Source organism: Acinetobacter sp. YH12106 (assembly GCF_013418995.1).
GTDB lineage: Bacteria > Pseudomonadota > Gammaproteobacteria > Pseudomonadales > Moraxellaceae > Acinetobacter > Acinetobacter pseudolwoffii.
Map to the genome: position 1 here is coordinate 296,964 of NZ_VPAV01000002.1, position 26,467 is coordinate 323,430.

Here is a 26,467-nt window from a genome sequence, read left to right on the forward strand (position 1 = left end):
CTATTTCACCCATTCCAGATGTTGGTGAATCGGCGCATACAGAGCATGGGCGAAATCATGACAGCAGCGCTGCAAGGCCAGATCCGGGTCCTGATCCTGCAAAATAAACTGCCAGTCCTGATGCAACAGGCTGGATTCATCCGAAGCCAAAGGCTTGGCACTTTCATAGCTATTATTCCAGGCTTTTAGCAGTTCCGGCATTTCCACAATGGTCATTTTGCCCTGTTCATTTTCGGCCCACTGCCACTCTTTTTTCATCAACAATTCCGCTGGCAACACCAGCGGCTGCTGTTGACCAATTTCCCAGGCTTTGAACCAGAACTGTAAATATTCTCGCGCTTTAGTTGAACTCAAGCCGGAAAATTTCAGGGTCTTATTACTGAAAATCACAATACGTTCCAGTTCTGGTGAGCGTGCATCATCATTTAAGTAAGCCAGCCATAACAGATATTCCAGCCAGATCTGGGCACGGCGTTTTTCCGAGGCCGAAGAAGATTGCAGACTTAACCAGTAACTGCTGTGCGAGGCTTGTGGTACGCTGATATGAATGATCAGTTCAGGACTAAATTGCAGGGATTGCTGGGTCACCGGCGTCAGTTCTTTGCCGAGCTGTAGCAAACGTTCTTGCAACAACTGCTGTTCCTGCTGACTGCTGAGCCAGGTGGCTTGCTGGGTTTTGCCTACTGGCAAACGGTCTAGCATCAAGCTCGGCTCAATCTGCTGATCTTGTTGTAATAGAAAATCCCGCACCTGATATTGTTCCAGCTTGTTTAATAACAAGGGCTCACGGGAACTCGGCAAATCTGCATAGCGAATTGTGGAAATTCCGACACTTTTCAGAAATAAACGTGCCGGGAAAATCATATCCCGAATCCACTCATCGCCTTTCAGCACCCGCAGTTCTTTTTGTTCAACTGCCGGATAATGCGCATTGATCCAGCTGCTGCGCTTGCCTTCGGCACTTCGGATATATTCTGCCACCGCAAACCACTGATCCCGATAACGCGGTGTTTGCGCATCTGCAAATCCGGCTGGATCAAAAGGCTGCAAGGGATGTACATGATAAAGCTGCTGGATATGTTGGGCGACTGACAGACCATTGATTTCCACCACAGGATCGACTTCGGCATCCGGCTGTTCCGACTGACAGATGAATGCGATATGCTGAATCAGTTCCTGCAAGGCAGTGGATGGATCTCGGGCCTCGCCATCGTCCAGATCAAAGCCATTATAAAACAGCCATAAATTATCCTGCGCCAATAGTAAGGCATCCAGAAAAGCACCCTGCTCATCATCCAGACGCGAACGATCGCCGAGTTGCGGCTTCAGGCTGCGCATCAGATCAAACGGCACCTGCTGATTCCGGCTCGGAAACTTACCGCTATCCAGATTCAGCATCACCACCAGCTGATAAGGGAGTGGCCGGATCTGGCCAATCTGGCTAAAAGTGATCTGTCCGGTTGGTTCGGCCTGATCCAGCTGCATTTCTAGCGTATTCTGAATTTCTTCCAGCACATAAGGCAAAGGCAAACTCAGTGCCACCAGCTCCTGACTGGCATGTGAATCATCCTGCTCATGATAATCGGCCAGGGTCAGCATCCGCATCTGCTTGTCGATAATCTCGGCCACAGTTTTGAGCGATTCCACCCCGGCATCACGAAATTCATTCAGATCGGCGCGCAGATATTCCAGCCAGGTTTTCACCGGTGTGCGCTGTCCGGTCTCATGCAAAGTCAGCCAGTCACGGCGCTGCACCAGATCCTGATAAATCTGGATCAGGGTCGAAATCAGTGGAAAATCACTGCTCAAAACCTTGGCATAACTCAAGGTATCCTCAAACATTGTATGTTCAGGAATGGCCAGGCCCAAAGCCAGACGGTCTAGCGCGAATTTAAAACTAAAACGGTAATCATCATCGCCTGCGCTCAGGCTTTGCTGTAAATGCTGTTGATCCAGACCGCGCTTGAAGCCAGCCTCCGTCAGCAACTGCAACATCCGTTCTACCTGACTATAGTCCAGAGCATAACGTTGCTGGGTGGCATTCAGGCTGAGCCAGTCGGCAAAGTCCTCAATACTGAAACGGCGACGTACCCACTGGATCCGGCCCAGTACCGCGCGCCAGGCATTGCTAACATCCAGACGCGACACCCCGGCAATTTGGATCGGTAAATACAGGTTATCTTTTTGCAACCGTTGGCTGCCGATCTCACGCTCACGTGGCGGCGGGGCAAAGACACTGCGAATCGCCGGTTCCAGTTCTTTCAGATTCGGACTCAGCACCAGAATGTCGCTCGGTTGCCGTGGCTGCTGTTCCGTACCTTGTGCCAGCCAGTGAATAACCTGTTCTTTGAGTACTTCCAGCTGACGCAACGAGGAATGACAGACATGAATCTGCACCGAATCATCGGCCGGATTTAAAGCATATTGATGCTGTTCAGGTTCGAGTAAATATAAAATATCTGACTGGATTTTTGCCAGCAGCTTGTCCTGATAGTCATCGACAAAAACATCGGCCCAGAGACCTTCTTCTCCAGAAGACAGTTTGGAGAGTAAAGAGAAATGATCCCGCGCCTGCTTGCCAAAGCGGGTCAACAGCGGATGCCGCGATTCACGATCTTCGGCATTAAAATTGAGCTGATTGATTCGAAATTCTTTCAGTTCAGCATCATTCGGTTTACGTTGGCGAGTTTTTTCAAAGCGCTGAATAAAGCGCTCTTCCCGTTGCAGATCAAATTTGGCTTTCCAGTCCGGATCGACACTGTCGGCCCAGTATTCCTGCGAGGGGTTAAAGTGAAAGATATAAATATCTATGTATTGCCCTAGACGGCGTAAAAAATCCAGCTGGCTCGGTGGCAGTTCCAGCAGGCTAAACACCACTATCTGGGCCGGCAAGCGTTTCAGGGCTTCGCTTCGGGTTTCCGGATTCTCCAGCCGTTCCCAATACAGGCGCTCAATTTCCAGAATTTTGGCATAATCCTCCTGAAATACATGCTGCCACAACCAGCGTTGCCAGGCTTCCAGTTCACGCGCCTGAATTTTGACGAAATCGGCCACCTGTATTTCATGGCCATTTTCATCTTTGGGACTATAGATCATCTGCTCGATATCCAGCACAATATCCTGTCCCCAGGCCTCTAGCCAGTTGGTCGGGCAGCTGCAGCTTTGCGGTGGACAGTTACGTGCACAATAACCGCGATAATCCATATAATGGCTGAACAGGCGCGATACCTGCTCGGCCACCCAGTACAGCATGCTCTGTTTTTTCAGCTGTTTTTCCGTGCCCTGCTCCAGCCGGTCGGCACTGTCGTAAATCCGCTTTACAATTGAATACAGCGGATGATCGACGTCTAAGGGAATCTGTTCTGGCAGAATACATTTGCGCAGTGCCTGAAACACGCGCCATTTGATGATAATACGCGGAATATTGGCTTCTCGAACCTGTTCGACTTCTTTAGGCGCATTCAGCACCCACTGATAAGACGTCCACTGAAAGGCACGAATCCGGTGATGGAACTGGCTATTGGCACTGATGCCTTTCTTCTCGGCAATTTTTTGAGTCAACCAGCTTTCTACGGCCGGAGACGGCACAATAAAATGCCGGGGCTGTAACACTTCAAACGGATGCCGGGCAGTTTGATTGACAATACGCAGCATACTATCCAAAAGCACATCAATGCGTTGACTCTGAATAACATGGATTGCCATCGTTTCCCCTGAACTGCTGAACTAGTTTTACTACAAAATGATAAAGATTAGTTACTATACATCTCGAGCGCTGTATGACACTTTAAAATCACACTTCAGTCGAAAAATTTCTTTGAAAAAAGCATCTTAATGATGCTTTCATAGAAAAAAATAACATAGAGCTTAGGTAGTGCCCATGAAATTAGATAAAATTCCTGAACGTATCGATCCAAGCTTAGATTTGGAACAAATTCGTGCCGAGTGCCTGGAACTCACCAAAAAACGTGCCTACTATTCTGCGGGTGCCGCCATTATTCCAGTGCCGTTTATGGATGTCGTCATTGACATCGGCATCTTGTCGCAATTGATTCCCGAGATCAATGCCCGCTTCGGACTGGCGCCTGATCAGATCAGTGTCTATGATCCCAAAACCCGTCAGGTGCACTGGAATGAGCTGCGTAAACGCGGCGTAGAATTTTCTGGTCTGGTGGTCGCGCGAACTGCTGTCAAAAAATCTTTGAACAATGTTGCAGCGAAAGTGATCACAAAGCAAGTGACAAAATTCATTCCCCTGGGTGGTCAATTGATTGCCGCCAGTCTGGGCTATTTTGTCATGAAAAAAATTGCCGAAGCCCATGTCGAGGAATGCTACCGTGCGGCTAAAAATATCCAGCAAAAACAGGTCGCTCAAGGTTAAGCACATTTGAGCTCAATATTTTAAACAGCTGAGCCCGTGCTACTTCAGGCAGATTATTCTGCCTGAAGCTGTTTTAAAATGGCCTTTAACACCTCGACCCGTGCGGTATTTTTATCATCGGTCGCAATGATATGCCAAGGTGCATAATCGGTCGAGCTACGTTCAAACATGTCGGCTGCTGCTTTCAGATAATCATCCCAACGTTCCCGGTTACGCCAGTCATCTTCAGTAATTTTAAAACGCTTATGCGGTGTATCTTCGCGTGCCTTGAAACGTGCAGCCTGTTCATCTTTGGAAATGGCCAGCCACAGCTTGATCACCACGGTTTGATGCTTGACCAGACTTTGCTCAAAACGGTTAATTTCCGCATACGCACGTTGCCATTCTGCGGCACTGGCAAAACCTTCTATCCGCTCTACCAGTACCCGCCCATACCAGGAACGATCAAAAATACAGATATCATCATCGCTTTGCAGTTTGGTCCAGAAGCGCCATAAATAGGGACGGCTCAGCTCATATTTTTCTGGTGCGGCAATGGTATGAATTTCATATTCACGCGGATCCAGTTTTTTCACAATGCGCTTGATCGCACCGCCCTTTCCAGCCGCATCCATGCCCTCAAACAGAATCACCACATTCCGCGGATCGGACCGCATCGCCTTGGCCACCTTAGCTGTTAATTTTTTCAGCTCCGGCTTGTAATCCTCTGCCTTGGCTCGAGTTTCGGCAGGATGTTTTAACAGTTCGGGAATCTTGGCCTGTTTCCATCGTCCACTGGCTCTGGCCGGATGATTGGGGCAATGCTTGAGAGCACCCAGAATATGCTGGGCAAATTGCTGGTCACGCTGCTGCTCATCCTCACCCTCAATAATGAACCAGTCTTCGGTAAAATGCTGACGCAAGCGCTGCAAGGTGTCGTACTGTTTTCTGTTGCGCCAGTCCAGACCATGCAGCTGATGCCAGTGCGCTTCACTCGGATCCATGGCATCCAGCCGTTTTTGCAGGGCTTTCCAGGACAGGTCAAACCAGACCTTGACCACATCGACATGATTATTTTTCAGGTCCTGTTCAAAGGCCTGCATCTCTTGCAGATAATGATTGAACTGTGTATTAGTGATCGGATTTGAAGCTTGCATGGCGCTGCTCAGCAGGTCGCTGTACCAGTTGCCAAACAAGACCATGATCTGTCCTTCGGCCGGAATAAACCGCGCATAAGGCTGCCACAAAGTCTGTTTAGGCCCGGCCACTTGCGGTGCATCCGCTTTCACGCGCAAATAGCGCGGATCGACCCATTCACGCAGCTGCTTGACCGCTTCACCCTTACCGGCCAGCTCAATCCCGTTGACCAGAATCAACAGGCTTTTGGCATTTTTCTGACCACGTGTTTTTTTTAAATCATATTGAGCATCAATCAGCTCGACCGATAACTGATCTTCATCCATTAACTGAAATTGTGGTTGTTCCATGCGTATCTTCAACCCTGATGTTTTATTCTGTTTGCAGTATAACGATGAGTTTTGGCGCAAAAATAGCTCTGGCAACGTTTTTCACACGATTAAATTGGCTATTTAAACAACACATTGACAGACAAATGCCCGATCTCTGTTCAATTTGTCATAGCAGGATTGTGCGCCAGCCTCTAAGATTCTTGCATTCTCAAACTATAATTGAAATCTCATGTCCAAACTTGCCGTTCTCGATGATCTGTTAGCGCATTATTATCAGCTGAGCTATCATACCCAACCGGATATTCTGAGCCGTTTACAGGATGTACAGGCCTGGCAGAAAGTTCGCATGCAGCAAACTCATCGCGCGCATTTTGCGGAAAAACCCAATCAGTTGATGGCCGAATATTTCCTGAACCGTCTCTATGGTGGTGCCGAATTTGATGCACTGGCAGCACAGATTGCCCGGCTGATGAAATATGCCCATAAAGCAGAAAAAGTGATTCCTGAAAATGCCATCAAAACCGGGACATTGGGTGTAGAACTGGCGATTCTGGCGGTACAGCTGGATGAGCAGGTCGCGATTCAGTTATTACAGGATTATCATCCGCATGAAACACTGACCGATGAGATGATGCGCCTGACCTATCTCAAACTGGATCAGGGTCAGGCACGGTTAAAACAACTGGCCTTGCTGGATCAGCTCGGTATGAGTCTGGATAAATACATGCGCTCCTTTGTGGTCTATGCGGCCTTCAAGATGTGTAAAGGCGCGGCCAATAAATATAACTTTCAGGTGATGTATGCGTTTATGCAGGATGGTTTCCTGGCCATGAAGCCGCTGAAATCGGCAGAAAAATTTGTCCGTGAATTTACCGCAACCGAACGCCAGATTATTGATAAAGTGCACTCTGGCGATGCGTTGCCATTTCAATAAATAGTAGTGCAGTATTTCTGCCAAGCGCACATTTTTCTGTATATTATTCATAACAATTGCATCATGATTGCTGAATAAGCCTTTAGAATCTGTCATGATGCAGACAATGCAAGATTAACCCGATTGATATGTTAGGAGTGACTCCAATGTCGAATGAAAATACAACGCCTACCCCTACCCCTGAGTCGGCACAACAGACAGACAAAGTGAGCCCATTCTTAACTGAACCTCTTCCACAAGGTACGCCGCAAGGTCAGCAACAATCCCTCGAACAACGCCTGACTGATACGCCAGTCACAGGCTCGGTGCCGAAATATAACCTGCCACGCGGTGCCAATACCGGCAACGTGGGTTCAACCACACATTTTGGTTATCAAACCGTAAACAGCGAAGAAAAGGCCCAGAAAGTGGCTGAAGTGTTCCATTCGGTGGCCAGCAAATACGACATCATGAATGACCTGATGTCTTTCGGGATTCACCGTCTGTGGAAACGTTTTGCAATCAATATGTCCGGTGTACGCCGTGGCCAGCAGGTGCTGGATATTGCCGGCGGTACCGGTGACCTGGCCAAAGTGTTTAGCCGTGAAGTGGGCCCGACCGGTCATGTGGTGCTGTCTGATATTAACGAATCGATGCTGAATGTCGGTCGTGACCGTCTGATCGATGCCGGCTGTACCAATGTCGATTTCGTACTGGCCAATGCTGAAACCTTAGAACCATTTGCAGACAACAGTTTTGATCTTTTGACGATTTCTTTCGGTCTGCGTAACGTGACTGATAAAGATGCCGCACTTGCATCGATGTATCGCGTACTCAAGCCAGGTGGTCGTTTACTGGTGCTGGAATTCTCTAAACCGGTGTTTGAGCCATTCTCTAAGCTTTACGATCTGTACTCATTCACAGCCTTGCCAATCATGGGTAAAATCATTGCCAATGATTCTGAAAGCTATAAATATCTGGCTGAATCGATTCGTATGCATCCAGACCAGCGCACCTTAAAAGGCATGATGGAAAATGCCGGCTTCCAGAATTGTGACTATCACAACCTGACTGGCGGGATTGTTGCAGTTCACCGCGGTTTTAAACTTTAAGGTTCACTCCCTATGTGGTCAATTCTGGCACTCGGTGCTGTTGAACGCGTGATTCACCATGTGATTGATCTGGATGCGATTACCCGCATCCAGCTAAATGCTTTGTCTGGTAAAATGCTGCGGGTGGTGATTGCTTCGCCGCAGCTTTCGGTCGATGTGTTTTTTGATAAAGACAAGCTTCGTCTGGAGCCGACCGCGACTGGTCATAGTGAAGCATCTTCAATCTTTGAACAGCGTCCATTTGATGCTGGCTCATCTACAGTCACCGAAGCGACTGCAACCTTACAGGTCAGCAATGTGGTGGAATTACTCAAGCTGCTGCTGTCCGATGAAGTCGGCAATATTCCACTGCAAGGTGACTACAAGTTATTGCAGGAAATCCAGCGCATCATGCAACAGGCAGAGCTGGATCTGGCGGCGCACTTAAGTCCCTGGATTGGCCCGGCACTGGCACATGAAATTGGTAAATTACAGCTATTACCTAAACAGCTGAAACGTACCCTGCAAAGTCAGCTATTCTTTGCCGAAGATGCCTTAAAAGAAGACAGTGGTCTGTTTGCCCCACGCTGGCAAATGGATGACCTGAATCAGGACACCCGTATCCTGAATCAAAATTTAGATCGGGTTGAAGCGAAAATCCAGCAGCTTCAGGCCCAGATCGATACCTCAAACAATTCCACTCAAGACTAGGTACGCCGCTTTATGATTCCGCATGTTTCACGTTTACTCGAACTTTGGCGCATCGCCGCGCACTATCGACTCGATACGTTGTTTCCTGCGGAAGAATTACCAGAAAAGGCCCGGCATATTCTGTCTTTGATCCGTATGCATCCGGCCGCCTGGTCCAGTCGTGAACGTAAGAATCCACTCAAGCTGAAACTGGCGCTAGAGGAAATGGGACCGCTGGCCATCAAAATGGGCCAGCTGCTCTCCACTCGTCGCGACCTGATTGCACCTGAACTGTTACAGCAACTGGTTTTGCTGCAAGATCAGGTCAAGCCCTTTGACAATGACGTGGCGCGGATGCGCATTCAGGAATCGCTGAAAGCCGATGTAAATACCCTGTTTGCCCGTTTTGATGTGCAACCACTCGCAGCAGCCTCGATTGCACAGGTGCATACCGCAGCCCTGCACGATGGTCGTGAAGTGGTGGTCAAGGTGACCCGTCCGAATATTCGCCAGCAGATTTTGCAGGATTTTGAAATTCTGCAATGGCTGGGGGACTTTTTGGAAAAACGTCTCGAAGCTGCACGTGCTTTACATTTGTCTGAAATTATTCAGGATTATCGTCAGATCATTTTGAATGAACTGGACCTGACCCTGGAAGCGGACAATACCCGCCGTATGCGCCATCACTTTACCGGCTCTAGCATGATGTACGTGCCGGAAGTGTATATGGACAGCAAAGATGTGCTGGTGGCCGAGCGCATTACCGGAGTGCCAATTTCAGATATCGCGACCTTTGACCAACTCGGCATGGATCGTGCTGATCTGGCACGTAAAGGCCTGACTATTTTCTTTACCCAGGTCTTTCGCGATAACTTTTTCCATGCCGACATGCATCCGGGCAATGTTTTTGTCGAAACCATCAATCCGAGTAATCCGCGTTTTATTGCGCTGGACTGCGCGATTATGGGCGAGCTGTCTAAGCATGACCAGATGACCGTAGCACGCATGCTGCTGGCTGTCATGAACAGCGACTTCATGCAACTGATTCAGGTGGTGCATCAAGCTGGCTGGATTCCACCGGGTACCGATCAGGATGCTTTGGCTCGTGAAATGCGCCGCAGTGTCGGGCCGATGGTCTCTAAACCAATGCATGAACTGGATTTCGCCGGTATTCTGATTGAAGTGATGGACATTGCCCGTCGTTTCCATCTGGAAATTCCACCTCAATTAATGTTGTTACTAAAAACATTAGTCCATGTCGAAGGCTTGGGAACCGACCTGTATCCGGAACTGGATATCTGGAGTCTGGCCAAACCGATCCTGACGGACTGGATCAAGGCACAAATGAATCCGCAGAAAAACCTGAAAGAACTGGGACAAAAAATTCCGGATTTGCTATTAGGGGCACAGGATCTACCAACCTTGATGATTGATAGCCTGAACGGTCTGAAAAACCAGTCAGCCTGGCATGCCAAACAGCTCAATGAACTGCAAAGCATGCGCCTGCAAATGGAGCATCAGCAAAAACGTAGCTGGATATTTGGCAGCATCATGGCCATTCTGCTGTCGATTGCAATTATCTCGCCGTGGTTTGTGTCGGTAATTCTGATTGTGCTGGCCAGCGTGCTGGCTGTATGGCGCATCGCAAAATAAGCAAGTTGAGTCAATCAAGGCCTGAGCAAGTTCAGGCTTTTTTTATCTCTGAAAGATCAGGGTGACTGCAAAGTCACCTTTGGGTCATTCTCGCCATTGGGTCTAAACCCGCATCGCTTAAAATAAGCACACATTTGGCTGCTCTGGGTTAGACCATGCTACAGATTTTACAAAAACGTGCGCCTGCGCTGACCATTCGTGCCGGTCATCTGGCACGTGAGCTGATTCTGAAAGAAGGTCTGCAACCCGAACAGGTCGATATTGTCCCCGGTGCTGCGGGTGGCCCAAAAGGCATCGGCATTCAGGGTCTGGATCAGGCGATTTTTGGCGAGTTTTTCTCCCGTGCGCCACAACGGCGTACGCTGGTAGGCTCATCCATCGGTAGCTGGCGCTTTGCCAGTGTCACTGCCTGGGGGGCCAAAACAGGTACTGAGCGTCTGGCAGAACTCTATACCAATCTCTTCTTTCACAAGAAAATGACCCGCCAGGAGGTCAGTGAGGTTTGCCGTGGCATGCTACTCGATCTGGTACAAGGCAAGGAAAATGATCTGGTCAATCATCCGGATTATCATCTCGCTGTGATTTCAATTAAAGCCCAGCACATTTTCCAGAGTGACAAGGCACTGCCTTTACTGGCTTCAGTTGCAGGTATTATTGGCACCACTGCTGTTGCGCGCAAACACAGCCGTCATTTTATGCAGCGTGTGATTAGTCAGCCTGTCAGTGGTGAGCAGTTTAAAATTGCCGAAGACGGTTTTACCACGCATTATCACGCCCTGACCAAGCAAAGTGTGTTGTCCTGGCTAATGGCATCGGCGTCTATTCCGGGGGTCATGGCGGCAATGCGCAACATTCCGGATGCACCGCAGGGTTATTATCGGGATGGCGGTCTGATTGACTATCATATTGACCTGCCCTTCCAGAGCAAAGGCATTGTGCTGTATCCGCATTTTACTGACAGCATTACTCCGGGCTGGTTTGACAAGTTATTTAAACGTACTGCCAATCCGGAGAATCAATCCCGCACCTTGCTGCTTTCACCATCGCAGGACTATTTGCAAAGTCTGCCTTTAGGCCGTTTACCTGACCGTAAGGATTTCACCTTGAAGGGCTTAGATCAGGCGGAGCGGATCAAATTCTGGAAAGCCTGTATTGCTGAAAGTCAGCGTTTAGGCGATGAATTTTTGGAACTGGTCGAGAAGCAAAATTTTGCTGAGGTCATGAAAGGCTTGTAATTGACCGAGAGTGCCCGATTATTTGTATAATTGCCTTCATTTTGTGAACTGTTGAGATTTATGCAGAAGTTTTTAGTGGTCCTGCAATACCTGTGTCTGGCCTTTGCCGTCTATCTGACTTATAGCGTGAGCATGTCGCTGTATAACCAAGATTTTGTCCTGATGGAGCTGGTCGCTGATATTGGTACGATTCTGATCTGTATTGACTTGGGCGTGTTTTTATTTAGCAGTAAAACCAAAGCAGGCATTAGCATGGAAGAATATGCCAAACGACTGGAACAGCCACCGTCGAAACTGGTTTATGTGACACGAAAAATGGGGCATCTGGGTATTTTGCTGATTATTACCAGCTGGATTGTACCGATGATCAATTCATAAAAATCAGATATAAAAAAACCTCCCGATGGGAGGTTTTCTTTTAGCAATTAAAGATTACTTTGAACCTTTAATGCCTGCTTGAAGTAGCAATGCACCCAAACCACCAATTTTTTGCTCTTGGGGTTTAGCCGCTTGCGGTTTCTTGCCCTGAGGACGCTCACCTTGCGGACGCGCTTGCTGTGGACGTTTGCCTTGAGGCTTACGCTCACCGCGCTGTTCATTGTTTTCACGACGTGGCTGACGTGGTGCTTTTGCCGGCGCTTCAGAACCTTCAGGACGCATCGATAAGTTCACACGATTACGTTCAGCATCCACATTCAAGACCCGCACTTGCACGATTTGACCCGGTTTCACCACTTTATGCGGATCCGCGACAAATTCATTGGCAAGTTCAGAAATATGTACCAAACCGTCTTGATGCACACCGACATCGACAAATGCACCGAAGTTAGTGACATTGGTCACCACACCTTCAAGCTGCATGCCTTCAGACAATTGCGCAACTTCAGTAATGTCATCACGGAACTTCGCGGTACGGAACTCTGGACGCGGGTCACGACCCGGTTTTTCCAGTTCGCTTAAAACATCTTTGATAGTTGGCAGACCGAACTTCTCATCTGCAAATTCTTCAGCATTGACCTGACGAATGATTTCAGTATTGCCAATGATATCTTTCACTGTCGTCGCTTTCGCTTCAACAATTTTAGATACAAGTGCATAAGATTCTGGATGCACTGCAGATGCATCTAATGGCTCAGAACCATCTTGAATACGCAAGAAGCCTGCTGCCTGCTCAAAAGTACGCTCGCCTAAACGTGGCACTTTCTTCAAGGACTGGCGATTATCAAAACGGCCATTTTCCTTACGGAATTCCACAATTTGCTGTGCAATCGATTTATTCAGACCTGCGATATAACCCAGAATTGCCGCAGATGCTGTGTTGACATCGACACCCACCGAGTTCACACAGTCCTCTACCACTGCTTCAAGGGTTTTCGCCAGACCAGTCTGATTCACATCATGTTGATACTGACCCACACCTATCGATTTCGGATCGATTTTTACCAGTTCAGCCAATGGATCCTGTAAACGGCGTGCAATTGACACTGCACCACGAATCGACACATCCAGCTCTGGCAGTTCTTGAGAAGCCAGTTCTGATGCTGAATACACCGACGCACCTGCTTCAGACACAGATACACGGGTCAGTTTAAGATCGCTATTCGCCGCCATCATTTCAGCCACTAAAGCTTCAGTTTCACGGCTTGCCGTTCCATTACCCACTGCAATCAGGTCAACATTGAACTCGCGGCATAAACGTGCCAGTTCAGCCAATGAACCTGCTTTATCATCTTTGGGTGCAAATGGATAAATCGTGCTGTGTGCCAGCACATCACCCGATGCATTCACCACAGCCAGTTTCACACCGGTACGGATACCCGGGTCAACGCCCAGAGTGGTGCGCGCGCCTGCAGGAGCAGAAAGCAGTAAATGACGCAAGTTTTCAGCAAATACGTTCATGGCTTCTGTTTCAGCAGCCAGACGTTTTTCAGTCAGCAATGAATGTTCAATGCTTGGACGCACTTTGCCAAGCCAGAACAGTTTTGCAGTTTGCTTCAAGAAGTCCTGACGTGCTTGCGGCTGAATCGTGTCTAAATTGTATTCAGTCTCAATGCGTGCCAATGGTGCAGCATCTTCGCCATCCACTTTCAGGCCCAGGACGTTTTCTTGACGGCCACGCAGCATCGCCAATAAACGATGTGAAGGCACTTTGTTCAGGTTTTCAGAGAAATCGAAATAATCACGGAATTTTTTACCGACTTCTTTCTTTTCTTCAGAAGCAACCAAACTTTTCAGCACTGCAGTTTTGGCAAAAGTGGCTTTCAGTTCAGTGGTCAGCGCGATATTTTGTGCCCAGTCATCAATCAGGATATGCTGGATCGCATCAAGCTGGCTTTCAGTATCTGGATAATCGTCATGGCTAAAACCGGCCAATGCGTCGCTTGGATCTACCGCTTCAGCAAAAATTTTCTCGGCGATTGGGCCTAAACCGGCTTCCTTGGCCTTAAATGATTTACTGGTACGTTTTGGACGGTACGGCGCGTAAATTTCTTCTAATGCATTTTTGGTTTCAGCTGCATTCACACGCGCCAACAAATCATCAGACAATTTATCTTGTTCTTTGAGTGATTCAATCACCTTGTCACGGCGCTCATACAAATCACGCAAGTATGATAGACGCGTATCGAGTTGACGTAATTGCGTATCGTCTAAGCCTTGCGTTACTTCTTTACGGTAACGTGCAATAAAAGGAACACTGGCACCTTCATCAATAAGCTTGATGGCAGCTTCAACTTGGTTTGGACGTACGGCAAGTTCTTTTGCCAACTGCTGAACTAAGTCAGTCATCGTGTTTGATCCCACAAGGATAAGTACTAAATGGCATGATTATAAAGACCGGGCCTATAAAATCCACCATTGTTTTTATTAATTTGTCTCAACTTTATATTATGAAGTGCGACAGTTTTCAGCTTTTCTGAATATAGTTTGCATGAACTTTGCTTTTTATGTTGCTCCAAATCATATTTTTTGTCCATTTAGATGTATATATTTGGTATCTATGTCTTGATTTTAACTGCAATATTTGGTGCTTTAGAGCATAGTCAATTAATATCAATGAATCGTATACTCAAAGCATATTTCATTTTTTGTTTATGACGACAATAAAGAATAAAGGAGCATCTCATGAGTTTAGTTGTACCTGCTGAAAAAGCCGATGCCGTACATACCGAAACAGACCGAGTCGAACGCATCTTGGTTGTTGATGATGATGTTCGTCTGCGTACCCTATTGCAACGTTTCCTCGAAGATAAAGGCTTTGTGGTGAAAACTGCACACGATGCCACGCAGATGGATCGACTTTTACAGCGGGAACTGTTTTCTCTGATCGTGCTCGACTTTATGCTTCCGGTTGAAGACGGTTTAAGTATCTGTCGTCGTTTACGCCAATCCAATATCGATACGCCCATTATTATGCTGACCGCGCGCGGCAGTGATTCTGACCGTATTGCAGGGCTTGAAGCCGGTGCGGACGATTACCTGCCTAAACCGTTTAATCCGAATGAATTGCTGGCGCGTATTCGTGCGGTATTGCGTCGTCAAGTGCGTGAAGTACCGGGCGCACCGAGCCAGCAAATGGAAGTGGTCTCATTTGGCCCCTGGTCACTGGATTTATCAACCCGTACATTGACCCGTGAAGGTCAAGTCGTGACTTTAACCACAGGTGAGTTTGCGGTATTGAAAGCTCTGGTTCAGCATCCACGCGAACCACTCACCCGTGACAAGCTGATGAATCTGGCGCGTGGTCGTGAATGGGGTGCCATGGAACGTTCGATTGATGTTCAGGTGTCACGTTTACGCCGTCTGGTTGAAGAAAATCCGGCGCGTGCGCGTTATATCCAGACCGTTTGGGGTGTGGGTTATGTGTTTGTTCCAGATGGTGCGGAGTAAATTAATACCTTGATTCATGACGGAGTCTGATGGTTTAAGCTCATTTATAGGGTTTAACCTGCGGTTCGCCTTACTTTTGTTTCGACAAAAGTAAGCAAAACCATTGTCATCCGCAAAACTCGACAACCTCCGTCATTCAAGCAATTCTCTCGCAGAAACATCATTGACCATCTTGAGTCCTGCCTCAAACAGTTGCGGATGACCTTAACGTGTATCCAACTACGGGGGAAGCCTCCCCTTTTGAGCAAAAGGACGCAGTGTGAAACTCGACCCCATCGACCCACAAAAATTTACCGATTTTGTTACCTACTCAGAAAAAAAACGCACCCGTGGGGAACGCTTTCTGGACAAGATCAAACCGCGTTCTGCCGCCATGCGTACCACAGTTCTGGTGGTCTTTGTGGTCTGTTTCAGCCTGTTCATGTCTTTGTGGTTCTTCTGGCGTACCTTATTTTTACCTGAAATCCAGCAACATGCGCGCTATCTGGCCATGGAACTGGAAATTCTCAATAATCCCGATCTGCGCCTGTATCATAAACAGCAGGAAGTCGATATTGATACCTGGTTAAAAAACCGCGTTGGTATTGAATATGTGACCAATCCGGCAGAGTATCCCACTGTCCGGGAAAAAGTGATTGCAGAATTTTTTACCCGGCAGATCGAAACCAAGCTGGCCAAAGAACTACGTATTGAAGAGGCTACGGTCTATTTCCAGTTTAAACCAAGCCCGCGCATCTGGATCCAGACCCCTGAAATGAATGGTCACTGGGTGCAAGAGCCTTTAAAAACCTATGCCAATTATAGTAATGAGCTGATTCTGGGCTGGTTACTGGGCACGCCGATTATTGTCGGCATTATTATCCTGACCTTGGTGCGTCAGCTCAACCGTCCTTTACGCCGCTTGCAGAATGCCGCCAACAGTTATAGCCGCATTGGTTCAGCACCTTATCTGGACACCAATCATGGCCCACTGGAAATCCGTCAGGTCAATCATGCCTTTAACCAGATGATTTATACCTTGGACCAGACCGAGCGGGAACGCCGCATCATGCTGGCCGGTATTTCACATGACTTGCGCACGCCTTTAACGCGGATTCGTCTCAGTGCCGAAATGATGCCCGATGAAGACTTTCTCAAAGAAGGTCTGATTTATGATGTGGAAGATATGGACGCGATTCTGGATCAGTTCATTTCCTATATGCGCGATGGTTCCGATGAAGAACCACAGGACACCAATGTCAATGTATTGCTTCAGGAACTGGTCAAGCAGTTTAAACCGCTCGACATTCGTTTCAGTCCGCAAGAAATACCGTTGATTCAGGCGCGCAGCATGTCGCTAAAAAGACTGATTGGCAACCTGATCAATAACTCAAAACGCTATGGTTCAGAACCGATTGAAATCTCTGCACATGTCGAGGAAAACCAGCTGTTAATTTGTGTTGCAGATCATGGCGAAGGCATTCCGGAAGACCAGATTGAAGCGCTGATGCAGCCTTTTGTACGGGGAAATTCAGCACGAACCGTCCAAGGCAGTGGCTTGGGACTGGCCATTGTGAAACGGATTGTCGATATTCACCAAGGTCAATTACGCATTCATAATCGCCCTGAAGGCGGACTTGAAGCCATCATCTCACTCCCCTTGAATCAGCTTAACCCAGAGACGCCTCCCCCAGCCACCACACTTGATAAAATCCGCCAAACACTGACTGATCGCTTTTAAGAAACGATCAGTCAGTGAGCAAATGATTTTGTAGTTTTTCTATACAATTCATTTTATATTTCATTAATTCAATCACTTAAAAATCATCATTTTTTATTATACCTACATTTAGCTAAAAAATTAGACCTTAGCCTAACACCTATGCACAATACATTTTTTGAGCGGTACAATCCGTCTCATAGTTTAAGAATTAATGAGAGTTAAAATGTCTTTAGATCGTATCCGTTTAGCCTCCCTACACAACAAAGTCATCAGTCCAGAACAAGCGGCTGAATTCATCAAAGATGGCATGACTGTGGGTATGAGTGGCTTTACTCGCGCGGGTGAAGCGAAGGCGGTTCCTTTAGCTTTAGTTCAACAAGCAAAAGCAAATCCATTAAAGATCACGTTAATTACTGGTGCATCACTAGGAAACGATCTAGACAAACAACTGACTGAAGCTGGCGTACTGGCACGTCGTTTACCGTTCCAGGTCGACAACACTTTACGTAAGGCGATCAACAACGGCGAAGTGATGTTCATCGACCAGCATTTGTCTGAAACTGTTGAACAAATGCGTAACCAACAGCTGAAAAAACCAGATGTTGCGATCATTGAAGCGGTTGCAATCACTGAAGATGGCGGCATCATTCCAACCACATCTGTAGGTAACTCTGCAAGCTTTGCAATCTTTGCTGAAAAAGTAATTGTAGAAATCAATACCAACTTAAGCCCGGCATTTGAAGGCTTACACGATATCTATATCCCGTCATACCGTCCAACGCGTCAAGCGATTCCTTTGACTCAAGTGGATGAGCGTATCGGGACACATGCGATCAATATTGATCCATCTAAAATTGTCGGTATCGTATTCAACAATGACTTGCACGACTCACCATCTACAGTGACTGCACCAGATGATGAGACGCAAAGCATCGCCAATCATTTGATCGCTTTCTTTGAAAAAGAAGTGGCTGAAGAGCGTCTACCGAAAAACTTAGGTCCATTACAGGCGGGGATTGGCTCAATTGCCAACGCAGTATTGACCGGTCTGAAAGATTCGAACTTCGAAGACTTGATCATGTACTCAGAAGTACTACAAGACTGTACCTTTGAATTGATTGATGCAGGCAAAATGAAGTTTGCTTCAGGTTCTTCGATTACCCTGTCTGCTAAATATGGCGAGAAAGTATTTAACAACCTGGAACAATACAAAGACAAACTGGTATTACGTCCACAGGAAATTTCGAACCATCCTGAACTGGTACGTCGTTTAGGTATTATCGGTATCAACACGGCACTTGAGTTTGATATTTACGGTAACGTGAACTCGACTCACGTCTGCGGTACCAAAATGATGAACGGTATTGGTGGTTCAGGTGACTTCGCACGTAATGCGCACCTGGCGATCTTCGTGACCAAATCTATTGCGAAAGGTGGCGACATCTCTTCTGTAGTGCCTTTTGCTTCACATATCGACCATGCGGAACACGATGTAGACATTCTAGTAACTGAACAAGGTTTGGCAGATCTTCGTGGTTTAGCGCCACGTGAGCGTGCCCGTGCAGTGATTGATCACTGTGCACACCCAATGTATCGTGATGCCCTGAATGATTACTTTGACCGTGCTTCTGCAAAAGGCGGCCATACGCCTCATCTGCTTCGTGAAGCGCTGTCTTGGCATTCAAACTTCGAAGAAAATGGTCACATGCTGGCTGTTGAAGCTGCAGTAAAAACTGCATAATTGACTGCATTCGAAAAACGCCCTACGGGGCGTTTTTTTATGGGATTTTTATCTTTCTTGAATAGCCATAAGCAGACTCTTTGGACGAAATCATCAGGCTATCATTCATATTCTCGTCCAATCTTCATGCTGCCAATATGCTGTAGAAATCCCCTTCTGATGCTCAAGGACTTTAAATTCTGATTCTTCACCCTCATACTTAAACACAAGAGTAAATTAGAGACATGACATGCGCGTAGATATCTGGTCAGATGTGGTTTGCCCCTTCTGCTATATTGGTAAAAAACGTTTAGAAGCAGCTGCACAAGAAGCAGGCATTGAGCTTGAAGTGCATTGGCACAGTTACCAGCTCGACCCTGAAGCACCAATGCGCCAGGAAGTGTCCAATTCTGAGCGTCTGGCACAAAAATATGGTCGTAGCGTAGCTGAAGTCGAAGAAATGCAGCGTAATATTGCCGAGATGGCCAAAGCTGAAGGCATTGAATTTAACTGGGAAGGTGCCAACTCAGGCAATACTTTCAATGCGCATCGTATTATTCATCTGGCGCAAAGCAAAGGTTTGGGTACTGATGCACAGGAAGCTTTCTTCTATAGCTATATGACGCAAGGCTTGGCCATTGGAGAGCGTGAAACACTGGAAGATGTCGCAGCACGTATTGGCCTGAATCCGGTCGAGGTCGATGACTTACTGGACTCTGATGAATTTTCTGATTTTGTCAAATTTGATCAGGAAGTGGCACAGGATCAGCTCAAAGTGACTGGTGTACCTTTCTTTGTTTTTGATCAACGTGTGGCCTTGGCAGGCGCGCAGCCTAAAGAAGTGTTCTTGCAGGTTTTTGAGAAAGCGCTGGAGACTGTAGCAGAAAATCCGGCTGAATAATACTCAACAGAGAGTTGCAATACGCCTAGGCAATCGAACTCAGAAAATTTATAAAAACATCCCCATTTCAGATGGGGATGTTTTTTGCCTGTCATTTACACTCATTGACTTAGTCGACCAGAAAACTAATTTTTAAATTTACACGATATTCCGTGATTTTATTTTCTTTGATGACCACCTTCTGTTCATTGATCCAGGCACCTTGTACATTTTTGATGGTTTCTGTGACTTTTTGAATACCGGTTTGAATCGCATCTTCAAAGCTTTTCGTACTGCTTGAATTAACTTCCACCACTTTTGCAATTGCCATAATGAAACTCTCATTGTAAACATGAATGAAAATCCATCTTAGTTCATTCCCACAGGATTGCAGCAGCGCGTAAACAAGCGACAGCAAAAACTTACATGGATTGAACAAAGCTTTCATCTGAGCAGATGAAAATCTGTTGACCTTATTTTGGCAGTTCATGATATTCAAATTTCCATTGTGACTAACAACCATAAAAGCCCCGTAAACAGCCGAAACCCAGACTAGAGTAAATACACTAATATATTGTTTTGTAGAATAATTTTTCTAATTTTTAGGTGCTGCTTTTGCCGAATCTATCATTTTCTATTCAGCCTTATTTGCTATGATTTCACCCGAATCAAGTTTAAATACTCTCCCCTCTGTTCAAGTTGTTGAACACCCTGATATTAAAGGTCGTCCCATGAATGCTCTTAAATTTGCTTTCGCAGCAACTGTTATGGCTTTTTCTGTTCAAGCATCAGCGCAAATGGCACAAGTGGTTTATCTGCCAGACTTTCCGGCAAGCAAAGCACCTGCTGAAACTGTAAATACAGAAACTGCAACGCCGGCAACTGAAAAAACTGCTTAATACCCAACAAGTTTTTATGCAAACAGGCTGATTGATTCAGCCTGTTTTTTATATCGATTTAATTTAGCTGCTCTCTGAAGAAAATCTGTATTTTAAAAATTATCGATCATTTCATATTTTGTTATTTTCCATTGATATTGATCGCTTTTTTGTCATTAAATTTACTAGTTTATAAATATAAAACAGTTAAAATAAATCACTATTTCATGTGATCTACGCATATAATTGTAGCAATATAAAAATACTGATAATACAAAAGCATTGTTATGAACAGACTTCAGGCATTGGTGCAGGGCAAAATTTCACCTCAGTCCATTTCTATTGATTTTCTGATTGAAATGGCAAAACGCCATACAGATCCTCATTCTGCTGAATACAAATTAATCGAGTTGGCGCTGAATATGGTGCTGGCCCAAACTTTGGATAAAGCGCTAAAACATATCTAGAGATATAAAATGAACGCTTTAAAAAAAGCACACTTAGTCAAGGAATTACATGAATTGATCCAGCAACTGGAGCATCAGGCTCTACCTCTGTACGACGTGGCCCGTTTCAAAAAAAGAATTCGTGATATCTTTAATCTTTGTGATGAACCTATTTTTAAAAATCAGATTTTAGCGTTTAAAGCCCAGACCCAGCCTGAACTTGCTGCCTATCAATTTTCCGCCAGTACCCCCTATCATCTAAGTTTTTGTGGTTATTTCACTGAAATTCCAGCTCTGGAAAAGGCACTGTATACCCAGCCAGATATAGGCTGGGCAATTCTACATCATCCTGAGCGTGGCTGGCAGGTCTGGCTAATTCCGGCACCGAAGCATCCTGCACTAAACAGTGAATGGAATGAGTTACAACAATGTTCTATCTGGCTGTCACAGCAACAATTGACAACCGGTCTGCAAGCGGCTCCTCCATTGACTGTACCGGCCTTATCCCTGAATGAAGCAGAAGCCAGCTTAAAAGCGGCGGCAACGACTCGATATCATCGTGGCCGACAAAAAGCAAAAATCAACTCATTAAGCTTAAATCATTCAGATGAACCACACATTCAGATACAGGCCACGTCTGAGTATCTAGATCATCCATTACCCACTGAAACTGCGATTGTGCAGGAAAAAATTATTGTCCCAGAAGTGATCGATTTTCCCACCGAGATTCAACTGGGAGACGTGATTGCGCAGGTTCAGCCTTTGACTCCGGAAGATACCAATCTCCAGCGGCTTTGTGCTTTAGAATTGGAACCTGATGTCGGGCATCCAGCCTATCTGGATATTGTGCTGTACTATGCCGCAGAAGATCACTGGCAGGCACGCCAAGTTTATTTGGTGGAGCAGCTGAATCGGCAAGGCCAGTTTATTAAATATCTGATGCTTTTGGGTGCATCAAGTCAATTACAGGCGCACTATTGTATTGAGCATTGGTTGAGTCAGCATCAGTATCAGGCTGCTGCGATTAAATCGCTGTCGTGGCCTCAATTAAGTACAGGTTTCACGCAATTGCATCTGTTGTCAAAAGCCTATTTGCAACAAGCAGAAATAGTCTGGACACAACCCGATTATTATCCTTATATTCCGGCAGATTCGATTCAGAAACAAAAATTTATCTCATTTGAGGAAGCCCTTGCGGATTTCTCTACACCGATACTCTTATTGCAAGAACATCAGCGAATACGCATGATTCATGGTGAAAAACGCCTGTCTCTCGCAGAGGATGAACTGGCCTATCCATCTATCTTGCTGCAACGTGATCAACAGCTAAACTGGCAAAAAATTCACACGATTATTTTAATGATGTCGCAACCCATTCAGGTCATGGAGCTTTATCAGGCAATTCAGACTCAAATCATTGAATAATTGCTGTTATTTTGTAGCTTTAACTTGCTTTTTATCGCTATATTTAAGAAAACTACAGCTGAATAAAAGAATACAAGAGTAATAAATATCTCATGCAAATAAATCGAATTACTCAGATATTCCTGCTCTCTCTTGGCGTGGGAATCAGCAGTAGCATGTCTTGGGCAAATTCAGTAAAAGATGCTTCTTCAGACCAAGAAAAAAAATCGGAGAGTGTTGAGCCGGCACGTTCAGGACTTCTGGATCAAATTCCGCGTTTGATTGATGCAACACCAACCATTCTTCCAGAGCAGTCGAATACCGCCATCGTCCCGCCAACGTTAGAAACGGAAAATCATTCATGGGCCGATCAGAAACAGAAAGGCATCCGAGAATGGGCAGATCGTACTGCGCATAAAATTGATAACTGGTTTGGTGAAACTGATCCGGATCAGCCGGCTGCCGCCACACTGCGTGTCATTTTGGATAATCGCTGGGATGAATATGAGGGCTATGAGATTAAGCCCCGTATCCGTGGCAGAATCAAACTTCCCACCTTAGAACAAAAGCTGAGTCTGGTCTTCGGTGATGACAGTCTGGACAATGAATTAGACAGTAATGTCGCGATTACCAATGAAAATCCGGCAACATCTGGAGATAAGCGTCTCGATACCAAGCGCGCACGCCAGGATAACAGCTCATTCGCCTTACGTTGGTCGGAATGGTCAGACCGGATTCCTTTTGAAACCGATCTGGATCTAGGTTTACGCTCCGGAGATGATATTTACCTGCGCGTCAAAGCCAGTAAAGATTGGACACTGGAAAATGACTACTTTTTTCATGCCGAACAGATTTATCGCTACGGGATTCAAAGTGAAAACTATTTGCGTACCAATCTGGAACTGATCCATGCCCGTCCCAATCAGGCATTTTTTTCCAATCAGCTCAGTCTGACCTATGCAGATGATCAAGATGATGATCTGACCTGGGACAACTATACCTTTAGGCAACATCAGTTTTTTCAGGACAACCGTTTTAGCTATGGTATTTATACTGGCGGTTATCTAAATGACAAAGATCTACGTCTGAATCGCTGGGGACCATATGTGTCTTGGAGACAGCCTTTTTTACGTGAATGGTTTTTTGTCCAGACCGACCTCAACTATCTGAATGATCATCGCGAAGATCGTGATCACTATGTTGGTGCTTTGGTGCGTTTAGAGGCATTGTTTTAAACTCAAGCGCGGTGCAAAGCTAAAAAATCCCTCCGTAGAGGTAATGCTGACCAGTTAAAGAGTTTAGAAATAGACTCTTTAATTTTTTAGTCATTCACGGCGGAGTATTAATGTCATAAATCAAATTCTTGTAAATTATTTGTTACTTTGGTTTCGCCCAAATGAGAAGCGAAGCTTCGCAAGGAAGGCATCTTGCGGAGCAACACTCCTCACCGCAAAACTCGTCAGCCACCATCGATTAGTAAATTTGTCGCAGAAACAATCATTTTTAAATCTTGTGGTGCAATACACCTCATGCCTCAAACAGTTGCGGATGACTTTTCTATCTATCAGATATAATCATGAATTTGAAAAAGAAAATGCCAGTCAATTCCTTAACTGACTGGCATTACTCCGTAGAGGGATTTTTTAGCTTAGAGCATCATGTGTTAAGCAAGCAACAAGCTATTGATACGCTTCACATACTCAGCAGGATTTTCTGGTAATCCACCTTCTGCAATCACCGCCTGATCAAAGATCACATTGGCCAGATCGTCAAACTGCGCTGAGCCATCCAGTTTTTTCACCAAAGGATGTTCCGGGTTGATTTCCAGAATCGGCTTCATATCCGGTACAGGCTGACCTGCATCTTTCAGCATACGGATTAATTGTGGAGATAGTTCCCCTTCTCCAGTCACCAGACAGGCCGGTGAATCGACCAGACGCGTAGTCACGCGCACTTCTTTGGTCTTGTCTTTGAGTGAATCAGTCAGCTTCTCGACCACCGGTTTAAACTGGGCTGCGGCTTCTTCAAGTGCTTTTTTCTCTTCAGCATCCTGAAGATCGCCCAAATCAACTGCACCCTTAGACACGTTTTGCAACGGCGTGCCATCGAACTCATTCACAAAGTTCATCGCCCATTCATCTACGCGTTCGGTCATGAGCAGAACTTCAATGCCTTTTTTCTTGAACAGTTCTAACTGCGGTGAATTCTTTGCAGCATTCAGGCTGTCTGCAGTCACATAATAGATGGCTTTCTGACCGTCTTTCATGCGTGCTTTATAGTCTGCCAATGACGTGCTGACTTCATCATTGTTCGAGGTTGCATAACGCAGCAGTTTCAAAATACGTTCACGGTTGGCAAAATCTTCGCCTAGGCCTTCTTTCAAGACTGAAGCAAATTCCTGATGGAAAGTCTTGAATTTTTCCTGATCTTTTTCATCTTCAGATTTGGCCAGATGATCCAGAATCGTCAGGATACGGCGGGCATTCCCGTCACGAATGGTTTTCACATCGCGGCTTTCTTGCAGCAACTCACGGCTGACGTTCAGTGGTAAATCCGCACTGTCTACCACGCCTTGTACAAAACGCAGGTAATTCGGAATCAGATTATCCGCATCATCCATAATAAAGACGCGTTTCACATACAGCTTGATACCAGCTTTGGATTCGCGGGTGAAAATGTCATGTGGGGCTTTGCTTGGAATATACAATAACTGGGTATATTCAGTGCTGCCTTCCACCCGGTTATGCGCCCAGGCCAATGGCGCCGTGAAATCATGGCTTAAGTTTTTGTAGAACTCGACATATTGTTCTTCAGTAATTTCAGACTTGCTCCGTGTCCAGAGTGCGCTGGCCGAGTTAATCGCTTCCCACTCATCAGTCTTGACATACTGGCCACCTTTCGGTGTTTCCCCTTCAGCTGCTTCTTCTTCCTGCCAGACTTCTTTTTGCATCTGGATTGGCAGGCTGATGTGGTCTGAGTATTTATTGATGATCTGTTTGACTTTATGGCTTTGCAAATAGTCCAGCGCATCGTCACGCAGATGCAGAATAATATCGGTACCACGACCTGCTTTTTGAATTTGTTCAACTTCAAATTCACCAGTACCACCACTGATCCAGCGTACGCCTTCAGATGCATCTGCACCGGCACGACGTGATTCTACCGTGATCTTGTCTGCCACAATAAAACCGGAATAGAAACCGACCCCAAACTGGCCAATCAGCTGGGCATCGGCCTTCTGGTCACCGGTCAGTTTAGACATAAAGTCTTTGGTGCCCGATTTGGCAATGGTGCCTAAATTATCAATAGCTTCCTGTTCGCTTAGACCAATTCCGTTATCTGAAATGGTAATGGTTTTATTCTCTGCATCAAGGCTGACACGAACACGTAAATCCGGATCATTTTCATAAAATTCGGGATGATTGATCCCTTCAAAACGCAATTTGTCACAAGCATCCGAGGCATTCGAAATCAGTTCGCGCAGAAAAATTTCAGGGTTTGAATAAAGCGAATGGGTCACGAGATGTAGTAACTGAGCCACTTCAGCCTGGAAACTATGTTTTTGTGCGTTAGACTCGCTCATTAATCACTCCTTTTATTTTAAATACAGGTCAATACTGTTGCCTATATGAATGGAGTGAGTTCCTCAATTTTCAATAGTCAGTGGTATATTTTTTCACAAGATATTTTTGAGCACTTGATCTGGCAGGGTTTTAATCTTTGCCAGACCGACTGTCAGACTTAATAAGGCCCAAGCTTATAAATGCGCTGAAACTGCAAGTCCAGTTGCTGTTGACGCATATTATAGACTTGGTTCAGGCAAGAGACCGATTCCAGACACTGGTCGCGAAACTGCAACCATTTGACCTGATCGCGCTGTATCACTGAACGCGTGCCCATGGGAACCATACGCCGTAAGATATGATAGCTGGTACTCATTTTGACATCGGCATCATTAAGCAGACGATGTTCACAAATGGCTTTTTCGGTCACGGTTTCAGCTTTCTGACAATCAAAACTTGCGGCATAGGCAGGTGCGACCAACAGGCCGCAGAAGATCACAATACTCTTCATTAAAAATCTCATGCTGATCTTCCTTATTATTCAATTATTAAGTCGTATTCAATTAATATTTACT

At 46.0% G+C, this 26,467-nt stretch carries 21 protein-coding genes; 15 read left to right on the forward strand and 6 right to left on the reverse strand.

The genetic code is table 11. The annotated features are described in order from the left end of the window. On the reverse strand, nucleotides 1-3,705 hold the full coding sequence (locus FTU45_RS03765) for an exodeoxyribonuclease V subunit gamma (protein WP_180075951.1): 3,705 nt from the start codon (nucleotides 3,703-3,705) through the stop codon (nucleotides 1-3). Nucleotides 3,706-3,880: 175 nt separating this feature from the next. Here FTU45_RS03765 and FTU45_RS03770 point away from each other — a divergent pair, with 175 nt between their 5' ends. Beyond that, nucleotides 3,881-4,381, forward strand: a complete 501-nt coding sequence (locus FTU45_RS03770; RefSeq protein WP_005095328.1) for a hypothetical protein — start codon at nucleotides 3,881-3,883, stop codon at nucleotides 4,379-4,381. Nucleotides 4,382-4,434: 53 nt separating this feature from the next. Here FTU45_RS03770 and FTU45_RS03775 read toward each other — a convergent pair whose 3' ends face one another. Continuing rightward, the gene (locus tag FTU45_RS03775; RefSeq protein WP_180075962.1) at nucleotides 4,435-5,853 is read right to left on the reverse strand and encodes a phosphate--AMP phosphotransferase; all 1,419 of its coding nucleotides are present in this window, start codon (nucleotides 5,851-5,853) and stop codon (nucleotides 4,435-4,437) included. A 205-nt stretch (nucleotides 5,854-6,058) separates the two neighbouring features. On the opposite strand from FTU45_RS03775, the gene FTU45_RS03780 reads away from it, so the two are divergent. From FTU45_RS03780 to FTU45_RS03805, 6 genes are all read left to right on the forward strand, one after another. After that, entirely contained in the window at nucleotides 6,059-6,763 is a 705-nt protein-coding gene (locus FTU45_RS03780; RefSeq protein WP_180075952.1) for a hypothetical protein, read from the forward strand. A 146-nt stretch (nucleotides 6,764-6,909) separates the two neighbouring features. Then, nucleotides 6,910-7,854 (forward strand): bifunctional demethylmenaquinone methyltransferase/2-methoxy-6-polyprenyl-1,4-benzoquinol methylase UbiE, encoded by a 945-nt coding sequence (ubiE, locus tag FTU45_RS03785; RefSeq protein WP_005095322.1) that lies wholly within the window; start codon nucleotides 6,910-6,912, stop codon nucleotides 7,852-7,854. A 12-nt stretch (nucleotides 7,855-7,866) separates the two neighbouring features. Further along, the gene (locus FTU45_RS03790) at nucleotides 7,867-8,544 is read left to right on the forward strand and encodes an SCP2 domain-containing protein (protein ID WP_005172978.1); all 678 of its coding nucleotides are present in this window, start codon (nucleotides 7,867-7,869) and stop codon (nucleotides 8,542-8,544) included. Nucleotides 8,545-8,556: 12 nt separating this feature from the next. Further along, the gene (locus tag FTU45_RS03795; protein ID WP_180075953.1) at nucleotides 8,557-10,176 is read left to right on the forward strand and encodes an AarF/ABC1/UbiB kinase family protein; all 1,620 of its coding nucleotides are present in this window, start codon (nucleotides 8,557-8,559) and stop codon (nucleotides 10,174-10,176) included. Nucleotides 10,177-10,331: 155 nt separating this feature from the next. Beyond that, nucleotides 10,332-11,411 (forward strand): patatin-like phospholipase family protein, encoded by a 1,080-nt coding sequence (locus tag FTU45_RS03800; RefSeq protein WP_180075954.1) that lies wholly within the window; start codon nucleotides 10,332-10,334, stop codon nucleotides 11,409-11,411. Nucleotides 11,412-11,471: 60 nt separating this feature from the next. Further along, nucleotides 11,472-11,789: a hypothetical protein gene (locus FTU45_RS03805; protein ID WP_074383938.1), complete on the forward strand. Its 318-nt coding sequence runs from the start codon at nucleotides 11,472-11,474 to the stop codon at nucleotides 11,787-11,789. A 54-nt stretch (nucleotides 11,790-11,843) separates the two neighbouring features. Here the strand turns inward: FTU45_RS03805 and FTU45_RS03810 are convergent, their stop codons facing one another. Beyond that, nucleotides 11,844-14,198, reverse strand: a complete 2,355-nt coding sequence (locus tag FTU45_RS03810; protein WP_180075955.1) for a Tex family protein — start codon at nucleotides 14,196-14,198, stop codon at nucleotides 11,844-11,846. A 336-nt stretch (nucleotides 14,199-14,534) separates the two neighbouring features. On the opposite strand from FTU45_RS03810, the gene ompR reads away from it, so the two are divergent. The 4 genes from ompR to FTU45_RS03830 all read left to right on the forward strand — a co-directional run bounded on the left by ompR (nucleotide 14,535) and on the right by FTU45_RS03830 (nucleotide 19,622). Continuing rightward, complete coding sequence (gene ompR / locus FTU45_RS03815) at nucleotides 14,535-15,299, forward strand: two-component system response regulator OmpR (RefSeq protein ID WP_004278590.1); 765 nt, start codon at nucleotides 14,535-14,537, stop codon at nucleotides 15,297-15,299. A gap of 259 nt (nucleotides 15,300-15,558) precedes the next feature. Beyond that, nucleotides 15,559-17,019 (forward strand): ATP-binding protein, encoded by a 1,461-nt coding sequence (locus FTU45_RS03820; protein WP_100329320.1) that lies wholly within the window; start codon nucleotides 15,559-15,561, stop codon nucleotides 17,017-17,019. 205 nt (nucleotides 17,020-17,224) lie between these two features. After that, entirely contained in the window at nucleotides 17,225-18,742 is a 1,518-nt protein-coding gene (locus FTU45_RS03825; RefSeq protein WP_159138680.1) for an acetyl-CoA hydrolase/transferase family protein, read from the forward strand. Nucleotides 18,743-18,971: 229 nt separating this feature from the next. Then, nucleotides 18,972-19,622, forward strand: coding sequence for a DsbA family oxidoreductase (locus tag FTU45_RS03830; protein WP_005172996.1), 651 nt, complete (start codon nucleotides 18,972-18,974; stop codon nucleotides 19,620-19,622). A 109-nt stretch (nucleotides 19,623-19,731) separates the two neighbouring features. Here FTU45_RS03830 and FTU45_RS03835 read toward each other — a convergent pair whose 3' ends face one another. Further along, on the reverse strand, nucleotides 19,732-19,932 hold the full coding sequence (locus FTU45_RS03835) for a dodecin family protein (protein WP_005095303.1): 201 nt from the start codon (nucleotides 19,930-19,932) through the stop codon (nucleotides 19,732-19,734). Nucleotides 19,933-20,332: 400 nt separating this feature from the next. Here FTU45_RS03835 and FTU45_RS03840 point away from each other — a divergent pair, with 400 nt between their 5' ends. The 4 genes from FTU45_RS03840 to FTU45_RS03855 all read left to right on the forward strand — a co-directional run bounded on the left by FTU45_RS03840 (nucleotide 20,333) and on the right by FTU45_RS03855 (nucleotide 23,564). Beyond that, nucleotides 20,333-20,500, forward strand: coding sequence for a hypothetical protein (locus FTU45_RS03840; RefSeq protein WP_171063334.1), 168 nt, complete (start codon nucleotides 20,333-20,335; stop codon nucleotides 20,498-20,500). A 266-nt stretch (nucleotides 20,501-20,766) separates the two neighbouring features. Then, nucleotides 20,767-20,946, forward strand: coding sequence for a hypothetical protein (locus FTU45_RS03845; protein WP_180075956.1), 180 nt, complete (start codon nucleotides 20,767-20,769; stop codon nucleotides 20,944-20,946). Between the two features lie 9 nt (nucleotides 20,947-20,955). Next, entirely contained in the window at nucleotides 20,956-22,350 is a 1,395-nt protein-coding gene (locus FTU45_RS03850) for a hypothetical protein (RefSeq protein ID WP_180000157.1), read from the forward strand. 92 nt (nucleotides 22,351-22,442) lie between these two features. Beyond that, nucleotides 22,443-23,564 (forward strand): hypothetical protein, encoded by a 1,122-nt coding sequence (locus FTU45_RS03855; RefSeq protein ID WP_180075957.1) that lies wholly within the window; start codon nucleotides 22,443-22,445, stop codon nucleotides 23,562-23,564. A gap of 428 nt (nucleotides 23,565-23,992) precedes the next feature. Here FTU45_RS03855 and htpG read toward each other — a convergent pair whose 3' ends face one another. Next, a complete protein-coding gene (gene htpG / locus FTU45_RS03860) occupies nucleotides 23,993-25,912 on the reverse strand; it encodes a molecular chaperone HtpG (protein ID WP_100329325.1) in 1,920 nt (639 codons plus the stop codon). Nucleotides 25,913-26,070: 158 nt separating this feature from the next. Further along, the gene (locus tag FTU45_RS03865; protein ID WP_005095291.1) at nucleotides 26,071-26,415 is read right to left on the reverse strand and encodes a lysozyme inhibitor LprI family protein; all 345 of its coding nucleotides are present in this window, start codon (nucleotides 26,413-26,415) and stop codon (nucleotides 26,071-26,073) included. Nucleotides 26,416-26,467: the final 52 nt, after the last annotated feature.

What these genes read in the sequence shown, in the direction of transcription:
- FTU45_RS03810 (WP_180075955.1), bottom strand. Translation starts at nt 14,198, where the DNA reads ATGACTGACTTAGTTCAGCAGTTGGCAAAAGAACTTGCCGTACGTCCA.
- FTU45_RS03865 (WP_005095291.1), bottom strand. Translation starts at nt 26,415, where the DNA reads ATGAGATTTTTAATGAAGAGTATTGTGATCTTCTGCGGCCTGTTGGTC.
- FTU45_RS03850 (WP_180000157.1), top strand. Translation starts at nt 20,956, where the DNA reads ATGAACGCTTTAAAAAAAGCACACTTAGTCAAGGAATTACATGAATTG.
- FTU45_RS03800 (WP_180075954.1), top strand. Translation starts at nt 10,332, where the DNA reads ATGCTACAGATTTTACAAAAACGTGCGCCTGCGCTGACCATTCGTGCC.
- htpG (WP_100329325.1), bottom strand. Translation starts at nt 25,912, where the DNA reads ATGAGCGAGTCTAACGCACAAAAACATAGTTTCCAGGCTGAAGTGGCT.
- FTU45_RS03770 (WP_005095328.1), top strand. Translation starts at nt 3,881, where the DNA reads ATGAAATTAGATAAAATTCCTGAACGTATCGATCCAAGCTTAGATTTG.
- FTU45_RS03805 (WP_074383938.1), top strand. Translation starts at nt 11,472, where the DNA reads ATGCAGAAGTTTTTAGTGGTCCTGCAATACCTGTGTCTGGCCTTTGCC.
- ubiE (WP_005095322.1), top strand. Translation starts at nt 6,910, where the DNA reads ATGTCGAATGAAAATACAACGCCTACCCCTACCCCTGAGTCGGCACAA.
- FTU45_RS03855 (WP_180075957.1), top strand. Translation starts at nt 22,443, where the DNA reads ATGCAAATAAATCGAATTACTCAGATATTCCTGCTCTCTCTTGGCGTG.
- FTU45_RS03765 (WP_180075951.1), bottom strand. Translation starts at nt 3,705, where the DNA reads ATGGCAATCCATGTTATTCAGAGTCAACGCATTGATGTGCTTTTGGAT.
- FTU45_RS03830 (WP_005172996.1), top strand. Translation starts at nt 18,972, where the DNA reads ATGCGCGTAGATATCTGGTCAGATGTGGTTTGCCCCTTCTGCTATATT.
- FTU45_RS03840 (WP_171063334.1), top strand. Translation starts at nt 20,333, where the DNA reads ATGAATGCTCTTAAATTTGCTTTCGCAGCAACTGTTATGGCTTTTTCT.
- FTU45_RS03795 (WP_180075953.1), top strand. Translation starts at nt 8,557, where the DNA reads ATGATTCCGCATGTTTCACGTTTACTCGAACTTTGGCGCATCGCCGCG.
- FTU45_RS03825 (WP_159138680.1), top strand. Translation starts at nt 17,225, where the DNA reads ATGTCTTTAGATCGTATCCGTTTAGCCTCCCTACACAACAAAGTCATC.
- FTU45_RS03845 (WP_180075956.1), top strand. Translation starts at nt 20,767, where the DNA reads ATGAACAGACTTCAGGCATTGGTGCAGGGCAAAATTTCACCTCAGTCC.
- FTU45_RS03780 (WP_180075952.1), top strand. Translation starts at nt 6,059, where the DNA reads ATGTCCAAACTTGCCGTTCTCGATGATCTGTTAGCGCATTATTATCAG.
- ompR (WP_004278590.1), top strand. Translation starts at nt 14,535, where the DNA reads ATGAGTTTAGTTGTACCTGCTGAAAAAGCCGATGCCGTACATACCGAA.
- FTU45_RS03790 (WP_005172978.1), top strand. Translation starts at nt 7,867, where the DNA reads ATGTGGTCAATTCTGGCACTCGGTGCTGTTGAACGCGTGATTCACCAT.
- FTU45_RS03835 (WP_005095303.1), bottom strand. Translation starts at nt 19,932, where the DNA reads ATGGCAATTGCAAAAGTGGTGGAAGTTAATTCAAGCAGTACGAAAAGC.